This is a genomic window from Amycolatopsis vastitatis (assembly GCF_002234595.1).
GTDB classification, from domain to species: Bacteria; Actinomycetota; Actinomycetes; order Mycobacteriales; family Pseudonocardiaceae; genus Amycolatopsis; species Amycolatopsis vastitatis.
Genome location: NZ_NMUL01000066.1, coordinates 1 through 16,640 on the forward strand (window position 1 = coordinate 1; position 16,640 = coordinate 16,640).

Sequence of the window (16,640 nt, forward strand, 5' to 3'; positions counted from 1 at the left end):
TCACTCACGACCGTCACGGCTGCCGGGTCCAGGTGACTGTGTCGGTGCGGAGGCGTCCGTCCTGGACGGAGGTCGCCCGGACGACGTTGGGGCCCGGCTGCAGGGCGACGGCGGGCCAGACGGCGATGTGGTCGCCGGGAACCCGGGTGCCGAGCGGGACGCCGTTGACCGAAAGGCTCACCGGCGCGGTGCCGGCGTAGACCTTGACGTCGGTCGTGGCGGTGGCCCGGACCGTGTCGCGGGCGGAGGTGATGTGCAGGACCGGGCGGGACGACCAGTTCGCCTGGTACCAGTAGAAAGCGTCCTTTTCGGTCAGGCGGTCGTCGGTGACGAGCCCCTTGTCGTTGATCCCCGGGCGGTCGCCCTCGTTGCGCCCGTCCGAAGCGAAGTCGAACATGACCCACACGAAGCTGCCCCAGAGGTACGGACGCGCCTCGATCGCGCGCCACGACGCTTCGGCGACCTCCGCCTGGTACTCCTCGGGGTGCCAGTGCCCGCCGGGCACCGGTGGCGCCGGGTGCTGTTCGTGCTGCCGGACGCTGGCACCCGCCCCGTATTCGGAGACGGCGATCCGCCGGCCAGGGTCGGCCCGGTGGAGGTCGTCGGCCCACGTGCCCAGGTTCGCGGCACCCGGGACGTACCAGCCGTAGTACCGGTTGTAGCCGGTCAGGTCCGCGTGCCCGGCGAGGGCGTCGGTGTCGGACAGGCAGCAGTGGGCGTACGTCGTGAGGCGGTCCGGATCGTCGGCGCGGAACACGGCCTGGGCCGCGGCGAGCACGGCGTTGGCGGCCGGGCTGGAGACGTACTGCTCGTTGCCCAGGCCCCACATCGCCACCGACGGGTGGTTCGCGTTCTGCCGGACCAGCTCGTGCGCCTGCGTCTCGGCGTTCGCGGTGAAGGCCGGCGAATCGGTGACGAACCCGACCAGCGGCACCTCGGTCCACACCACCAGGCCGAGCCGGTCGGCGAGGTCGTATTCGCGCGGCGAGTGCTGGTAGTGGGCCATCCGGACGGCGTTCGCGCCCAGCTCGGCGATCAGCGCGTAGTCGGCGTCGATGTCGGCGGCCGACACCGCGGCGCCGCGGTCCGGACGGCTGGGCAGCTGGGTGTTCACGCCGTGCAGCGGGTACGGGACGCCGTTGAGCAGGAAGCCGCGCGCGGGGTCGGCGGCGAAGGTGCGCAGTCCCAGCGGGACGGTCACCGCGTCCCCGCCCACCTCCGCCGTGACCGAGTACAGGTAGGGATCCCGCACGCCGTTCCACCGGTGCGGATCGCGCACGCGCAGTGTGGAGGTCACCGGCACGGTCGAGCCGGCCCCGACGGTGACCGCGCCCGCCGAGACCGCCACGACGCGGCGCGCGGCGTCCCGGACCACTGTCCGGACCGGAATCCGCCGCGCCGCGGCCGTGTCGTTGGTGACCCTGGTGGTCGCCTCGAGGTCGGCGGACGCCGCCGTCAGTGTCTTTTGCCGCACCGAGACACCCGGGTCGCCGTAGTCGAGCGCGTCCACGTGCACCGGGTCGGCGACGACGAGCTTCACGTCGCGGTAGAGGCCGCCGAACAGGGTGAAGTCGCCGTCGAGCGGGGCGACGCCGGCGTTCTTGCGGTTGTCGACCGCGACCGCGACGGACACCGTCCGCCCGGCGGGCGCGAGCGCGGTGACGTCGAAGCGGAACCCGGAGTAGCCGCCCTCGTGCCGCCCCGCGTGCCGGCCGTCGACGTAAACGTCGGTGACCAGGTTCGCGCCGTCGAACTGGAGGAAGACCCGCCGGTCCCCGGCCGGGACGGCCAGGCGGGTCCGGTACCACCCGACGTCCCTCCGGTAGTTCCCGCCGCCGTCCGCGCCGTCGGCCGCGTTCCACGTGTGCGGCACCGAGACCGGCGCCCAGGAGCTGTCGTCGAAGGCGGGGGCCGCGGCGCCGGTGACGTCGCCGAGGTGGAACCGCCAGCCGCCGGCCAGCACCGTCTCGGTGCGAGGGTGGCCCGGGGCGGCCGCCACCGCCACCGGGACGCAGAAGCAGCACAGCAGCGCGGTGACCACCGCGAGGACGAACCGGCGCACGCGACCCTCCACTCAGGAATTGGTGACGGAGTAGCTGTTGGTCGTGAAGTTCAGGCCGCCCGACGACGAGGTGATCTCGAAGCCGAACTGGACTTCACCGAGCGTGACGTCCCCGAACCAGCCGCGCGCCTTGATCCAGTTCAGCACGGCCAGCACGTCGACCGTCCCGGCGTTCGTGTTCGACGTGCGGACGAACGAGAACACCGCGTTCGAACCGTTCGATCCCTTGTAGACGTCCCAGGTGTGACCGCCGACGGTCGCGGTGGTCTGCTTGCTGCCCAGCGGCCCGACCGCGCCCTGCTTGTTCATCCAGAGCATGGTCTCGTAGGCGTTGTTGTCCGCCCAGATGTCGTAGGCGGTCTCGTAGGCGCCGCTGCCGGGACGGGTGACGTTGAAACTGCTCGAAACCTTCCCGAGCGCGCTGAGCCTCTTGCCGACGTTCTTCGCCGAGTGCGGGTAGGTCTTGACACCGCCGGTGTTGGGCTGGTCCGACCAGACCCCGAAATTGCTGTGGGAGTTCGCCCAGATGGTCTGCGGGCCCGCCCCGCTGCCCCAGACGTCGTTGCGGACGGTGTAGCCACCTTCCGACCAGGTGGCCCATTTGTCCGAAGACGACCAGGTCGCCGCCGAAGCGACACCCGCCGAGGTGGCCACCGAAGCGGCCACCGTCAGCGAAACCAGCAGGGAACGCACGACTTTGTGCATGGTCACGTCCTGTCGTCGGTGAGGGATTCACCAAGACTATGACCGCCTGGTCAGCGCGTGGTCAAGCATTGCCGAACGCATTCGAGAAGTTCGAAAATCGCTTTCCGTCGAATTCATTGAACAACGCGGAAAGGGGCTTTCCCCGCGAACGAGGAAAGCCCCTTTGCCGAGCCGGCGCGCTCAGGAAGCCGCGCGGCGCTTCGTCCAGATGTCGTAGGCCACCGCCGCGAGCAGGACGACACCCTTCACCAGCATCACCCGCTCGCTCGGGGCGCCGATCAGGGACATGCCGTTGTTGATCACGGCCATGATCAGGCCACCGGTGATCGCGCCGACCACCTTGCCGACGCCGCCCTGGACGGCCGCGCCGCCGATGAACGCCGCCGCGATCGCGTCGAGCTCGAAGTTGATGCCCGCCGTCGGGCCCGCCTGGTTGAGCCGTCCGGCGAAGATGATCCCGGCCAGCGCGGCCAGCACGCCCATATTGACGAAGATCCAGAACGTCACCTGCTTGACCTTGACCCCGGACAGGGTCGCGGCCTGCAGGTTGCCGCCGACGGCGTAGATGTGCCTGCCGAACACCGACTTGCCCGCCACCAGCGAGTAGCCGAGCACCAGCACGGCGAGCAGGATCAGCACCCACGGCAGGTTCTTGAACCGCGCCAGCTGCACGACCAGCGCGAGCACCAGCACCGCGATCCCGGCGATCTTCAGCGCGAAGAGCGGGAACGGGTCGACGTCCTGGCCGTAGCCGAGGCGGCCCTTGCGCTTGCGCCACTGCGTGAACGCGATCCCGGCCACCGCGGCGACACCGGCGAGCAGCGACACCAGGTCGGCGCCGCCGAGCGGGCCGAGGGCGATGTTGCCCAGGTAGCCGTCGGTGAAGCCGTTCGACAGCGTGCGGATCGCGTCCGGGAACGGGCCGATGCCCTGGTTGCCCAGCACCGTCAGGGTGAGCGCCCGGAACGCCAGCATGCCGGCGAGCGTCACGATGAACGCCGGGATGCCGAAGTAGGCGACCCAGTAGCCCTGCCACGCGCCGATCGCCGCGCCGACGACGAGGGTGATCAGCACCGCCAGGAACCACGGCACGTGCGAGTTCACCATCAGCACGGCGGACACCGCGCCGGTCATCGCGACGACCGACCCGGCGGACAGGTCGATGTGCCCGGAGATGATCACCAGGATCATCCCGATCGCGAGGATCAGCACGTAGCTGTTCTGCACGATGATGTTGGAGATGTTCTGCGGCTCCAGCAGCGCGCCGCCGGTGAGCACCTCGAACAGCACCACGATCAGCGCGAACGCGACGTAGATACCGCTCTGTCGCGGGTTGATCGAAATCCTCCGCTTGGAGCGCTCAACCGGGGGCACGGCGGGCCGTGCTTCGGTCGTGGTCATTCCCGTTCCTTAGTCATGTACTGCATCAGTAGTTCCTGAGTCGCGTGTTCGCGGGTCGCCTCGCCGGTGATCCGCCCGGCCGACAGCGCGTAGATCCGGTCGCAGAGCCCGAGCAGCTCCGGCAGCTCGGAGGAGATGACCAGCACGGCCTTCCCCTGCGCGGCCAGCTCGTTGATGATCGTGTAGATCTCGAACTTCGCGCCGACGTCGATGCCGCGGGTCGGCTCGTCCAGGATCAGCACGTCGGGGTCGGTGAAGATCCACTTGGCCAGCACGACCTTCTGCTGGTTGCCGCCGGAGAGCTTCCCGGTCACGCTCTGCACGCTCGGCGCCTTGATCCGCAGGTCCCGGCGGTAGGAGTTCGCGGTGTCGTGCTCGGCGTGCTCGTTGACCCAGCCGCGCTTGGCCAGCTTGCCCAGCCCGGCCGCGGACACGTTGCGCTGGATGTCCTCGATCAGGTTGAGCCCGTAGCGCTTCCGGTCCTCGGTGGCGTAGGCGATGCCGTGGCGGACGGCCTCCTGCACCGACCGGACCTCGATCTCCTTGCCGTGCTTGAAGACCCGCCCGGAGATGTCCTTGCCCCACGACCGGCCGAACACGCTCATCGCGAGCTCGGTGCGGCCCGCGCCCATCAGCCCGGCCAGGCCGACGATCTCCCCGCGCCGCAGCGAAAGCGACGCGTTGTCGACGACGACCCGGCCGGCCTGGGTCGGGCTGTGCACCGTCCAGTCCTCGATCCGCAGCACCTCTTCGCCGATCTCCGGTTCCCGCGGCGGGAACCGGTGCTCGAGGTCGCGGCCGACCATGCCGGTGATGATGCGCTCTTCCGTCAGCCCCGCCGCGTCGAGCGTTTCGATCGTCTTGCCGTCACGCAGGATCGTGACGGTGTCGGCGATCGCCGTCACCTCGCCGAGCTTGTGCGAGATGATGACGCACGTGACGCCCTCGTCCCGCAGCCCGCGCAGCAGCTCGAGCAGGTGGGCCGAGTCGTCGTCGTTGAGCGCCGCGGTGGGCTCGTCGAGGATCAGCAGCTTGACCTCTTTGGACAGTGCCTTGGCGATCTCGACGAGCTGCTGCTTGCCGACACCGAGCTCCTGCACCGCCCGCGTGGCGTTTTCGGCGAGGCCGACGCGCTTGAGCAGCGCGCCGGCCTCGTGGTTGGTGCGGTTCCAGTCGATCCAGCCCCGCTTCTGCTGTTCGTTGCCGAGGAAGATGTTCTCCGCGATCGACAACTGGCCGCACAGCGCGAGCTCCTGGTGGATGATCACGATCCCGCGCCGTTCGCTGTCGCGCACCGACCCGAACTCGCACCGCTGCCCGTCGAAGGTGATCTCGCCGTCGTACGTCCCGTGGGGGTAGACGCCCGAGAGCACCTTCATCAGGGTGGACTTCCCGGCGCCGTTCTCCCCGCAGATCGCGTGGATTTCCCCGCGGCGCACGGAAAGAGTGACGTCCGACAGCGCCTTGACCCCGGGGAAGGTCTTGGTGATCCCGCGCATGCCGAGCAGTTCGGTCATTTCAGCTGACCTGCCGTGTAGTAGCCCGACTCGACGAGTTCCTTCTCGTAGTTGGCCTTGTCCACGGTGACCGGCTGCAGCAGGAAGGACGGGACGACCTTCTTGCCGTTGTCGTAGTCGGTGGTGTTGTTGACCTCGGGCTTGCCGCCCTTGAGCACCGCGTCGGCCATCTTGACGGTGGTGTCGGCGAGCTTGCGGGTGTCCTTGAAGATCGTCGAGTACTGCTCACCGGCGATGATGGACTTGACCGAGGCGACCTCGGCGTCCTGCCCGGTCACGATCGGGTACGCCTGACCGCCGGTGCCGTAGCCGTTGCTCTTCAGCGCCGACAGGATGCCGATCGACAGGCCGTCGTACGGCGAAAGCACGCCCTGGACCTTCGCGCCACCGGTGTAGGTCTTGGTGAGCAGGTCCTCCATGCGGCGCTGCGCGGTGGCCGGGTCCCAGCGCAGGATGGCCGCGCGGGCGAAGTCGGTCTGGCCGCTCTTGACGACCAGCTTGCCGCTGTCGATCAGGGGCTTGAGGACGGACATCGCGCCGTTGAAGAAGAAGGTGGCGTTGTTGTCGTCCGGCGAACCGGCGAACAGCTCGATGTTGAACGGCCCCGCGCCCGTGCCCAGGCCCTTGACCAGCGAGTTCGCCTGCTCGACGCCGACCTTGAAGTTGTCGAAGGTGGCGTAGTAGTCGACGTTCGGTGAATTGCGGATCAGCCGGTCGTAGGCGATGACCGGGATCTTCTTGTCGGCCGCCTCCTGCAGCTGGGTGGTGATGGCGGTGCCGTCGATCGAGGCGATGACCAGGAGCTTGGCGCCCTTGGTGATCTGGTTCTCGATCTGGTTCACCTGGGTGGGGATGTCGTTCTCGGCGTACTGCAGGTCGACCTTGTAGCCGAGCTTCTCCAGCGCCGACTTGATGTTGTCGCCGTCGTGGATCCAGCGCTCCGACGACTTCGTCGGCATGGTGACGCCGACCAGGCCGCCCGCGGCGCTGGCGCCCGACGGCGCCGCCTGGTCCGCGGTCTTCTGGCTCGAGCCGCACGCCGAAAGCGTGAGCACGAGCCCCGCGGCCGCGACCGCGGCGATTCCTCTGCTGAACTTCATTGTTCTTTCTTCCTTTCTCAGAAGCCCTGAGCGAGCCGGTGGTAGGCCTGGTTCCAGCGGATGCGGTCCGCGAAGCCGTGCGGGGTCGTGTCCTGGTCGATGACCAGCAGCTCGACGCCGAGCAGGTTCGCGAAGTCGCGAAGGGTCTCCGTGCCCACGGCCTGGGTGAGCACGGTGTGGTGCGGGCCGCCCGCGGTGATCCACGACTCGGCGGACGTCGACAGCGACGGCGCCGGCTCCCAGACCGCACGGGCGACCGGCAGGTTCGGCAGCGGCTCGTCCGGCGCGACGACCTCGATCTCGTTGGCCACCAGCCGGAACCGGTCGCCGAGGTCGACCAGGCCGAGGACGACGCCGGGCCCGGGCGCGGCGTCGAACACCAGCCGGACCGGGTCCTCGCGGCCGCCGATGCCGAGGGCGTGGATCTCGCACGACGGCTTCGCCGCCGCGATGCTCGGGCAGACCTCCAGCATGTGCGCGCCGAGGATCTTCGGCGTGCCCGGCCCGAAGTGGTAGGTGTAGTCCTCCATGAACGACGTGCCGAGGCTCTTGCCGACGCTCATCGCCTTGACCGCGGCGAGCAGCGCCGAGGTCTTCCAGTCGCCTTCGCCGCCGAAGCCGTAGCCGTCGGCCATCAGCCGCTGCACGGCGAGGCCGGGCAGCTGCCGCAGGCCGCCGAGGTCCTCGAAGTTGGTGGTGAACGCGCCGAACCCGCCGTCGGTGAGGAACTTGCGCAGCCCGGCCTCGATCTTGGCCGCGTAGCGCAGCGACTCGTGCCGCGCTCCCCCGGCCGCCAGGTCCGGCACAACGTTGTATTCGTCGGCGTAGCGCCCCACCAGCGACTCCACTGTGTCCTTTTCGGACACACTATCAACCTGTTCGACCAGGTCGTTGACCCCGTAGGTGTTGACCGAGACGCCGAACCGCAGCTCGGCCTCCACCTTGTCGCCTTCGGTCACGGCGACGTCGCGCATGTTGTCGCCGAACCGGGCCAGCCGCAGGTTCCGCAGGTGGTCGGCGCCGATCGCGGCCCGCGCCCACGCGTCGATCCGCGCGACGACGGCCGGGTCGCTGACGTGGCCGGCGACGGTCTTGCGCGGCACGCCGAGCCGGGTCTGGATGAACCCGAACTCACGGTCGCCGTGCGCGGCCTGGTTGAGGTTCATGAAGTCCATGTCGATCGTGGACCACGGGAGCGCCTCGTTGAGCTGGGTGTGCAGGTGCAGCAGCGGCTTGCGCAGCGAGTCCAGCCCGGTGATCCACATCTTGGCCGGCGAGAAGGTGTGCATCCACGCGATCACGCCCACGCACGACGCGTCGGCGTTGGCCTCCTGCAGCACCCGGCGGATCGACGAGGCCTCGGTCAGGACCGGCTTGCCGACGATCTCGGCGGGCAACCCGCCGGAGGCGGCCAGCAACTGCTGGATGCGCAGGGACTGGCCGGCCACCTGCTCCAGGGTCTCCTCGCCGTAGAGGCCCTGGCTGCCGGTGAGGAACCAGATTTCGGGTTTCGACGCGCGCGTCATCGTTCTCCTCGAGAGAGTTCAGTGCTGGCCGTAGACGTTCTGGTACCGGGCGTAGAGCCGGTCGACGTCGTCGGATCGCAGGGGTTCGGGCGTACCGAGCTCGAAAGCCTTGTGCACGGTGCGGGCCACCTCTTCGACCAGCACCGCGGCCTTGACCGCGGCGCGGGCGGTGCGGCCGACGGTGAACGGGCCGTGGTTGCGCATCAGCACCGCCGGCGACCGGCTCGAGCGAAGCGTTTCGACGATGCCGCGGCCGATGGAGTCGTCGCCGATCAGGGCGAACGGCCCGACCGGGATCTCCCCGCCGAACTCGTCGGCGATCATCGTCAGCACGCACGGGATCGGCTCGCCGCGGGCCGCCCACGCCGTGGCGTAGGTCGAGTGGGTGTGCACGACGCCGCCGATCTCCGGCATGTGCCGGTAGACGTAGGCGTGCGCGGCGGTGTCCGACGAGGGCGCGAGCTCGCCCTCGACGAGCTCGCCGTGCAGGTCGGTGACGACCATGGTGTCGGCGGACAGGTCGTCGTAGGACACCCCCGACGGCTTGATGACCAGCAGGTCCCGCCCGGGGACGCGCGCCGAGACGTTGCCCGCGGTCCAGACGACCAGCGCGTTGCGGGTCAGCTCGCCGTGCAGCTTCGCGACGGTCTCCCGCAGCTCGGCGACGGTGTCGAGGACTTCACCGGTCAGCGACATCAGGACTGTCCTTTCGCGACGGCCTGGGAAACGGCGCGGCGGCGGGCCGCCAGGCGGTGCATGACATCGTTGCCGCCACGGCCGAAGTAGTCGTGCAGCTGCGTGTACTCGGCGTACAGCTCGTCGTAGGCGGCGACGTGCGCGGGCACCGGCTGGTACACCGCGCGCTGGACCGAGCCCATCGCGGCGGCGGCCGTGCGGATGTCCGCGTGGGCCCCGGCGGCGACGGCCGCGTGGATGGCCGACCCGAGCGCGGGTCCCTGCGCCGAGCCGATCACCGACAGCGGGAGGTTCGTGACGTCGGCGTAGATCTGCATGAGCAGCGCGTTCTTCGTCAGGCCGCCCGCGATGATCAGCTCGGTGACCGGGACCCCGGCGGCGTTGAACGTCTCGATGATCTTGCGGGTGCCGAAGGCGGTGGCCTCCAGCAGCGCGCGGTAGACGTCCTGGGCGCGGGTGGCGAGCGTCTGCCCGACGATCACGCCGGAGAGCTCGTGGTCGACCAGCACCGACCGGTTGCCGCTGTGCCAGTCCAGCGCGACCAGGCCGTGTTCGCCGATCTCCTGCTGGGCGGCGAGCCGGGTGAGGTGCTCGTGCACGCCGTCCGGGTGCGCGTACGCCGCCGGGACGCCGTGCTCGACGAACCAGCCGAAGATGTCGCCGACACCGCTCTGCCCGGCTTCGTACCCCCACAGCCCGGCCACGATGCCGCCTTCGACGACGCCGCACATGCCGGGGACCTCGCGCAGCTCGGCGCCGTTCATGACGTGACACGTCGAGGTGCCCATGATCGCCACCATCTGCCCGGGCTCGACGGCCTGGGCGGCGGGCGCGGTGACGTGCGCGTCGACGTTGCCGACGGCGACCGCGATGCCCTCGGGCAGCCCGGTCCAGGCGGCGGCTTCCGCGGTCAGCGAACCGGCGCGGGAACCCAGCTGGCCCAGCGGGTGTTCGAGCTTGTCGGCGACGAAGGACTCGAAGCCGGGGGCGAGCTCGCGGAGGAAGTCGCGGCTCGGGTACTGGCCGTCCTGCAGGATCCCCTTGTAGCCGGCCGTGCAGGCGTTGCGGACGTAGGTCCCGGTGAGCTGCCAGACGATCCAGTCGGCGGCCTCGACCCAGTGCCGCATCGCGGCGTAGACGTCCGGGGCCTCCTCGAACAGCTCGAGCCCCTTGGCGAACTCCCACTCCGAGGAGATCAGCCCGCCGTAGCGCGGGAGCCACTTCTCGCCGCGGGTGCGCGCCAGCTCGTTGATGCGCACGGCCTGCGGCTGCGCCGAGTGGTGCTTCCACAGCTTCACGTACGCGTGCGGGTTGCCTTCGAACTCGGGCAGTTCGCACAGCGGCGTGCCGTCCGCGGTCGTCGGCACCATCGTGCACGCGGTGAAGTCGGTGGCGATGCCGACGACGTCGGCCGCGTCGGCCCCCGCGTCCCGCAGCGCCGCCGGTACGGCGTTGCGGAGCACCCCGACGTAGTCCGCGGGCACCTGCAGCGCCCATTCCGGCGGCAGCGCGCGGCCGGTGGCGGGCAGCGTCTCGTCGAGCACCCCGTGCGGGTACTCGAAGACGGCGGAGCCCAGTTCGGCCCCGTCCGCCACGCGCACGACCACCGCGCGGCCCGACAGCGTGCCGTAGTCGACGCCGACGGTGAGTGGTTCTCCCACGGTGTCCTCCCTCCTGAATTGGTGACCGGGACGCGGCGCGGGCGGCGGTGAACGCGCCGCGTCCCGGGGTCTTAGCGGCCGGTGAGGACCAGTGTCGTCACGGAGTTGGCCGGCAACGTCAGCTTCGACGTCGCGGCGAGTCCGGTGATCTCCCTGGTCTGCGGCACGATGGCGGTCGGCGCGGCGAGGCTGTTGCGCCCCGCCGGGTCGCCGGTGAGCGTGGTGAGCGTCCCGGTGCCGTCGACGGCGGTGACGCCGGTGAGCGACAGCCGTGCGGTCTGCACCTGCCCGGTCGGGTTGACGAGTTTGACCGTGAAGGTCTTCCTTCCGCTCTTGGTCGTCACGTTGACCACCTGCCGCAGGGGGCTGCCCTGGTTGAGGCGGCTGGTCACGATCTGCTTGCCGAGGGTGCTGGAGAACATCTGCTGCACCCAGTAGGACGGCGAGCCGTAGCTGCTCCCGGCGTCGAGCCCGATCAGGTTGACCGGCCAGTTGGCCTGGTTCTCGTGCACCAGCACCGGCGCGTACATCGAGCCGATGACGACGTCGCTGTTGCGTTCGAGCCCGGTGAGGAACGCGGCCTCGCCGATGGCGGCGGCCAGGGTGCCGGTGGGCCGGCCGTCCTGGGCGCCGTACTCGCCGACGAGGATGTCCGGGCCGCTGCGGTCGGCGGTGTCGTAGCGGGTCGAGTTGTCGGTGAACCACTGCGGCGACTGGTAGTAGTGGTCGTCCGCGGCGTCCGGGCGCACCCCGGTCGAGGTGCTCGACGCCGCCCCGCCCTGCAGGCCGCCGGTCGTCGCGACGACCGTCAGCTGCGGGTACTTCGCCTTGATGGCGTTGTACATGTCGGTGAAGCGCCAGGCGTAGCTGCCCGAGCCGTCGAACCAGTCCTCGTTGCCGACCTCGACGTAGTGCAGGTCGAACGGCGCCGCGTGCCCGTCGGCGATCCGCTTGGCGCCCCACGTCGTCGAGCTGTCGCCGATGGCGTACTCGATCTCGTCGAGGGCTTCCTGGACGTACTGCGGGTAGTCGGCCTGGTCGACGTGCTGGCCGTTGAGGGTGTAGCCGGCGAACAGCGCGAGCAGCGGCTGGGCGCCGATGTCCTCGGCGAGCTTCAGGTAGTCGAGGATGCCGAAGCCGTCGGTGGACCAGTAGCCCCACGCGGTGTTCTGGTGGCCGGGCCGCTGTTCCAGCGGGCCGATGGAGTTCTTCCACGCGAACCGGGTGTCGAGGGTGTTGCCCTCGAGGTAGTTGCCGCCGGGGACGCGGAACAGGCCCAGCTTCATCGCCGCGAGCTTCTGCCCGAGGTCGGCGCGGACGCCGTTGGGCCGGTTCTTGAAGGTCGGCGGGAACAGCGACACCTGCTGGAACCAGGCGTCCCCGCTCAGTGCCTTCTTGCCCTTGTTGACCAGGGACACGACGATCCGGTTGTCGGTGGACGCGGTGATCGTCGACGGGGTGGTGAAGCTGAACGTCTGCTGCGTCCACGCAGGCCCGACCGGCTGGACGTCCTTGCTCGCGAGCACCGTGCCATCCGGCTTCTCCAGGCTGACGCGGACGCCGCCGGTCCAGGTGCCCTTGGCGAAGAAGCTGCCGGTGTACTTCGTGGACGGCTTCGCGGCGACGCCGTAGAAGCCGACGTTCGCGGCCGCGACCCGGCCCGCCGCGGGGACGGTGTCGGCGTGCAGCTTCAGCGAGCGGTCGAGCGCGGTGTTCAGCGGGGTCGCGGTGTCGATCGCGTAGGTGCCGGTGGCACCCGCCGAGGTGAGCAGCGACCAGTACGGCACCGGCGTGTCGCCCGCGCCGCTGCCGGGCTGGTAGCCCTCCTTGAAGGTGCGGTTGCGGACGAGCTCGGCGTAGAGCCCGCCTTCGACCGAGTGGCTGATGTCTTCGAGGATCGAGCCGTAGGTGGTCGGCCGGGTGTTGGCGCGGACGACGTTGGCGTCGACGGCCAGCTGGTTGGCGCCGGCGAGGGTGCCGATCCGGTCCGCGGTGAGCGGGAAGCGGCGCAGCTCGACCTCGTCGACGGCGCCGGTGAACCCGGACCCGACGGTGAACGCGGCGGTGCTGGTCCCGGACGCCGGGCAGGCGGAGACGTCCAGCGTCGTGCCCGACGGCGTGCCGCAGGTGCTGGTCACCGCGGCGGCATCGCCGTCGGCGTAGACGGTGAGCCGCTGGGCGGCGCGGTCGAGGACCAGGGCCGCGTGGTGCCAGTTGCCGTCGGCGAGCCCGCCGCCGCTGGTGGTCACCTGGATCGTGCCGACGTGGGCGGTGAGCTTGCCGCCGGTCACGCCGAGGGCGTAGCCGTCGCCGTGGTCGACCAGGGTGCCGGCCGCGGTGGTGCGGAACCAGGCGGCCAGCGACAGCGAGCCGGTGCCGGTGTCGAACGCGGGCGAGGTGCCCATGTCCACAGTGGACTTGCCGTCGAGCTGGACGGCCTTGCCGGACGCTCCCGCGGTCCAGGTGGCTCCGCGCAGCGTGCCGTCGGCGGCGTTGGCCGAGGCGTCACGGGCGACCGTGCCGGTGCCTTCGTCGAAGTGCCACGAACCGCTCGCGGCCAGCGCGGCGACGGCGGACGCGGTCAGCGGTGTCGGGTACGCGCGGACGTCGTCGACGCCGCCGGCGAACCAGTCGACCGGGCTGCCGGCCCACTTGCCGCGGCCGATCTCCAGGTGCCCGGACGCGGTCCAGGGCGTGGTGAACGGGACGCTCTGCTGCAGGGTTCCGTTGACGTACAGGGAAAGCGTTCCCGCCGCCCGGTTGTAGACGCCGGCCACGTGCTGCCACTGGTCGGCCTGCGCCTGCAACGTCGACACCGCTGAGGATGAAGCGGTGTCGCCGTCGCCCGCGCGGCGCGTGAAGGCGAAGCGGCCGTCGGCGGCGCGCTGGAGGTAGAAGCCGCTGATCGTCGAACCGTCGACGCTGACAGCGGTCCGGAAGCCGGTGGCCGCGGTCGGCTTCACCCAGGCGGACACCGAGAAGCTCTGCCCGGTGTCGACGACCGGGGCCGGGACGTCGACCGCGGCGTCGGTGCCGTTCAGGGTGACACCGTGCGGGCCGACGACACCGTCGCCCCACGCCGCGCCGCCGGTGAGGGTGGCGGTGCGCGCGTCGAGGGAGTCGTCCGCCGTGGTCGTGCCGGTGCCCTCGTCGAGGCCCCAGTGCCCGGCGATGGCGAGGCGGGCGGCACCGGCGGCGGTCACGGCGCCCGAGTAGGCGCGGACGTCGTCGATCGTGCCGTCGACGAAGTCCACCGGGTTGCCGCCGTACTTGCCGCGGCCGATCACCAGGTGGCCGGTGCCCGCCCAGGCGGTGGGCGCGGCGACGGTGGCCTGGCGGGTGCCGTCGACGTAGAGCGACAGCGTCGCCGCGGCCGAGTCGTACACACCGGTCAGCTGGTACCACTGGCCGGCGACGGGGTCGAAGTTCGCCGACGCGACGACGCCGTCGGTCGGGGCGTCCCCGGCGAGGCGGGTGAAGGCGAACCGGCGGGAGTCGTCGCGGAACTGCAGGAAGAAGTTGCTCACCTGGGTGCCGTCGACGCTGACGAACGTCTGGTAGCCGGACGTCTTGTCGAGTTTGACCCAGCTGCTCACGGAGAAGCTCTTGGTGGTGTCGAGCACGGGCGCGCCGGCGTCGGCGAAGCCGTTGGTGCCGTCGGTCGTCAAGGCTCCGCCGCGGATGCCCGGGCCCCAGCCCGCGCCCCCGGTCAGCGTCGCCGGGTGCGTGCCCGCGGTGTCGGCGGCGGTCGTCCCGCTGCCGTCGTCGAAGGCCCAGTGCCCGGCCAGCGCGGGATCGGGGTCGGCGGACGCGGCCGGCGCGATCGCCACCGGCACGCCGGAGCACAGGGCCAAGGCGGCGAGCACGGCCATGGGCCGCCGCAGTCTGCGGAGCATGACTCTCCCTCGGGTGTGGGCGCCCACATGATCCACCGGGGTGGCGGAGCGGGGTTCAGCGGGTTCGGCGGGTGACGAGGCGTTGCAGGACGATGAAGACGAACAGCAGAGCCCCGGTGATGATCGAGGTCCACCAGGAGTTGAGGGTGCCGTCGAAGGTGATCAGCGTCTGGATGATGCCCAGCACCATGATCCCGAGCACGGTCCCGAGCACGTAGCCGGAGCCGCCGGTGAGGATGGTGCCGCCGATGACCACCGCGGCGATCGCGGTCAGTTCCAGGCCGACGCCGTTGAGCGGGTCGCCGGAGGACTTGTAGAGCACCAGCAGCAGGCCGCCGAGTGCCGAGCAGACGCCGCTGATCGTGTACACCGCGATCTTGGTGCGGCCGGTCTTGAGCCCCATCAGCATCGCGGACTGCGCGTTGCCGCCGATCGAGTAGACCGTGCGGCCGAAGCGCGTGAAGGCCAGGACATAGGCCGCCGCGGCGACCACCAGCAGCGCCACGACCACGCTGATCGAGATGTGCAGCTCGCCGCCGAGCGGGATCTGCGTCTGGGCCAGGGTGGCGATCGTCGCGTTGTCGATCGAGTAGGCCTCGGTGGTGATCGTGTAGCAGAGGCCGCGGGCGAAGAACATCCCGATCAGGGTCGCGATGAACGGCTGGATCTCGAAGAAGTGGATCAGCGCGCCCATCCCGGCCCCGAGCAGGGCCCCGATCACGAGCACCACCGCGACCGCGGCGTACGCCGGCCAGCCGTGCTTCTGGAGCAGGTCACCGGAGACCACTGTGGACAGTGCGACCACCGAGCCGACGGACAGGTCGATGCCGCCGGTGAGGATCACGAACGTCATCCCGACCGCGACCACGAGCAGGAAGGCGTTGTTGATGAACAGGTCGAGGATGACCTGCCCGGAGCCGAACGCCTCGTAGCTCGACGCGCCGAAGATGTACGCCCCGATCAGCAACGCCATCGTGGCGAGGATCGGCAGGTGCCGCTGCTGCGGCCGGTAGCCCTTGACGCGGGCGAGGGTGGTCATGCGGTGACCTCCACCTTCTCCGGAGCGGTTGTGGGCGCCGGGGTGACCGGATGGGCTCCGTGGCGCCGCCGGAACTTGCGGCGGAACGCCGGCGACTGCAGCAGGCACACCGCGAGCACGACCAGGGCCTTGAACAGCATGATCGACTCGGGCGGGATGCCGAGGGCGTAGACGGTGGTGGTGAGCGTCTGGATGAGCAGCGCGCCGATCACCGACCCGCCGAGGGAGAACCGGCCGCCGGTCAGCTGGGTGCCGCCGACGACGACGGCGAGGATCGCGTCGAGCTCGATGAACAGGCCGGCGTGGTTGCCGTCGGCGCTGTGCACGTTCGCGCTGATCATCAGCCCGGCGATGCCCGCGCACAGCGCGCAGAAGACGTAGACGAGCCAGGTCAGCCGCGCCGAGCGCAGGCCGGCCAGGCGGCTGGCCTCCGGGTTGCCGCCGACGGCCTCGACCAGCAGGCCGAGCGCGGACCGGCGGACGAGCACCGAAGCCAGCACGAACACCGCGATCGCGATGAGGATCGCACCGGGGAGGGTGAACAGGAAGCCGCTGCCGATCCACTCGAAGGAGTGGGAGTTGACGGTGATGATCTGCCCGTCGGTGATCAGCTGCGCGATGCCCCGGCCGGCGACCATCAGGATCAGCGTGGCGATGATCGGCTGGATGCCCAGTGCCGCGACGAGCCAGCCGTTCCACACCCCGAGCACCAGCGACAGCCCGAGCGCCAGCCCGAACGCGATCAGCGTGGTGCCGACCCCGTCGGGGTTGTCGCTGACCCAGAGGCACGCGAGCGCGCCGCTGATCGCCACGACCGCGCCGACCGAGAGGTCGATGCCGCGGGTGGCGATCACCAGCGTCATGCCGATCGCGATGAGGATCAGCGGGGCGCCGTTCTTGAGGATGTCGACGAGGTTCCCGTAGAGGTGCCCGTCGCGCAGCTCGATCTTGAAGAACGAGGGGCTCGCGATGAGGTCGCCCAGCAGCAGCACCAGCAGGGCCACCACGGGCCAGAAGAGCCGCTGTTTCGTCAAGCC

The 16,640-nt window shown here is 70.3% G+C and carries 11 protein-coding genes; all 11 read right to left on the bottom strand.

The annotated features are described in order from the left end of the window. Nucleotides 1-13: 13 nt before the first annotated feature. Nucleotides 14-2,062, bottom strand: coding sequence for a glycoside hydrolase family 2 protein (locus CF165_RS44105; protein ID WP_240522083.1), 2,049 nt, complete (start codon nucleotides 2,060-2,062; stop codon nucleotides 14-16). Nucleotides 2,063-2,074: 12 nt separating this feature from the next. After that, the gene (locus tag CF165_RS44110) at nucleotides 2,075-2,767 is read right to left on the bottom strand and encodes a glycoside hydrolase family 12 protein (protein ID WP_093953560.1); all 693 of its coding nucleotides are present in this window, start codon (nucleotides 2,765-2,767) and stop codon (nucleotides 2,075-2,077) included. 180 nt (nucleotides 2,768-2,947) lie between these two features. Further along, a complete protein-coding gene (gene mmsB / locus CF165_RS44115) occupies nucleotides 2,948-4,168 on the bottom strand; it encodes a multiple monosaccharide ABC transporter permease (protein ID WP_093953561.1) in 1,221 nt (406 codons plus the stop codon). After that, nucleotides 4,165-5,685, bottom strand: a complete 1,521-nt coding sequence (gene mmsA / locus CF165_RS44120) for a multiple monosaccharide ABC transporter ATP-binding protein (RefSeq protein ID WP_093953562.1) — start codon at nucleotides 5,683-5,685, stop codon at nucleotides 4,165-4,167. Before mmsA ends, mmsB begins: the two co-directional genes overlap by 4 nt. Further along, nucleotides 5,682-6,785 (bottom strand): multiple monosaccharide ABC transporter substrate-binding protein, encoded by a 1,104-nt coding sequence (chvE, locus tag CF165_RS44125; RefSeq protein ID WP_093953563.1) that lies wholly within the window; start codon nucleotides 6,783-6,785, stop codon nucleotides 5,682-5,684. The genes mmsA and chvE overlap by 4 nt, the downstream gene beginning before the upstream one ends. A 17-nt stretch (nucleotides 6,786-6,802) precedes the next feature. Beyond that, nucleotides 6,803-8,311, bottom strand: coding sequence for an L-arabinose isomerase (gene araA, locus CF165_RS44130; protein WP_093953564.1), 1,509 nt, complete (start codon nucleotides 8,309-8,311; stop codon nucleotides 6,803-6,805). An 18-nt stretch (nucleotides 8,312-8,329) separates the two neighbouring features. Next, the gene (locus CF165_RS44135; protein ID WP_093953565.1) at nucleotides 8,330-9,007 is read right to left on the bottom strand and encodes an L-ribulose-5-phosphate 4-epimerase; all 678 of its coding nucleotides are present in this window, start codon (nucleotides 9,005-9,007) and stop codon (nucleotides 8,330-8,332) included. Next, entirely contained in the window at nucleotides 9,007-10,668 is a 1,662-nt protein-coding gene (araB, locus tag CF165_RS44140) for a ribulokinase (RefSeq protein ID WP_093953566.1), read from the bottom strand. Before araB ends, CF165_RS44135 begins: the two co-directional genes overlap by 1 nt. Nucleotides 10,669-10,739: 71 nt before the next feature. Next, a complete protein-coding gene (locus tag CF165_RS44145) occupies nucleotides 10,740-14,564 on the bottom strand; it encodes an alpha-L-arabinofuranosidase family protein (protein ID WP_093953567.1) in 3,825 nt (1,274 codons plus the stop codon). A gap of 55 nt (nucleotides 14,565-14,619) precedes the next feature. Further along, a complete protein-coding gene (gene yjfF, locus CF165_RS44150; RefSeq protein WP_093953568.1) occupies nucleotides 14,620-15,603 on the bottom strand; it encodes a galactofuranose ABC transporter, permease protein YjfF in 984 nt (327 codons plus the stop codon). Further along, complete coding sequence (locus CF165_RS44155) at nucleotides 15,600-16,637, bottom strand: ABC transporter permease (RefSeq protein WP_439098550.1); 1,038 nt, start codon at nucleotides 16,635-16,637, stop codon at nucleotides 15,600-15,602. The genes yjfF and CF165_RS44155 overlap by 4 nt, the downstream gene beginning before the upstream one ends. Nucleotides 16,638-16,640 lie beyond the last annotated feature (3 nt).

Coding starts and splice junctions, on each gene's coding strand:
- CF165_RS44110 (WP_093953560.1), bottom strand. CDS start 2,767: ATGCACAAAGTCGTGCGTTCCCTGCTGGTTTCGCTGACGGTGGCCGCT.
- yjfF (WP_093953568.1), bottom strand. CDS start 15,603: ATGACCACCCTCGCCCGCGTCAAGGGCTACCGGCCGCAGCAGCGGCAC.
- araA (WP_093953564.1), bottom strand. CDS start 8,311: ATGACGCGCGCGTCGAAACCCGAAATCTGGTTCCTCACCGGCAGCCAG.
- mmsB (WP_093953561.1), bottom strand. CDS start 4,168: ATGACCACGACCGAAGCACGGCCCGCCGTGCCCCCGGTTGAGCGCTCC.
- CF165_RS44145 (WP_093953567.1), bottom strand. CDS start 14,564: ATGCTCCGCAGACTGCGGCGGCCCATGGCCGTGCTCGCCGCCTTGGCC.
- chvE (WP_093953563.1), bottom strand. CDS start 6,785: ATGAAGTTCAGCAGAGGAATCGCCGCGGTCGCGGCCGCGGGGCTCGTG.
- CF165_RS44135 (WP_093953565.1), bottom strand. CDS start 9,007: ATGTCGCTGACCGGTGAAGTCCTCGACACCGTCGCCGAGCTGCGGGAG.
- mmsA (WP_093953562.1), bottom strand. CDS start 5,685: ATGACCGAACTGCTCGGCATGCGCGGGATCACCAAGACCTTCCCCGGG.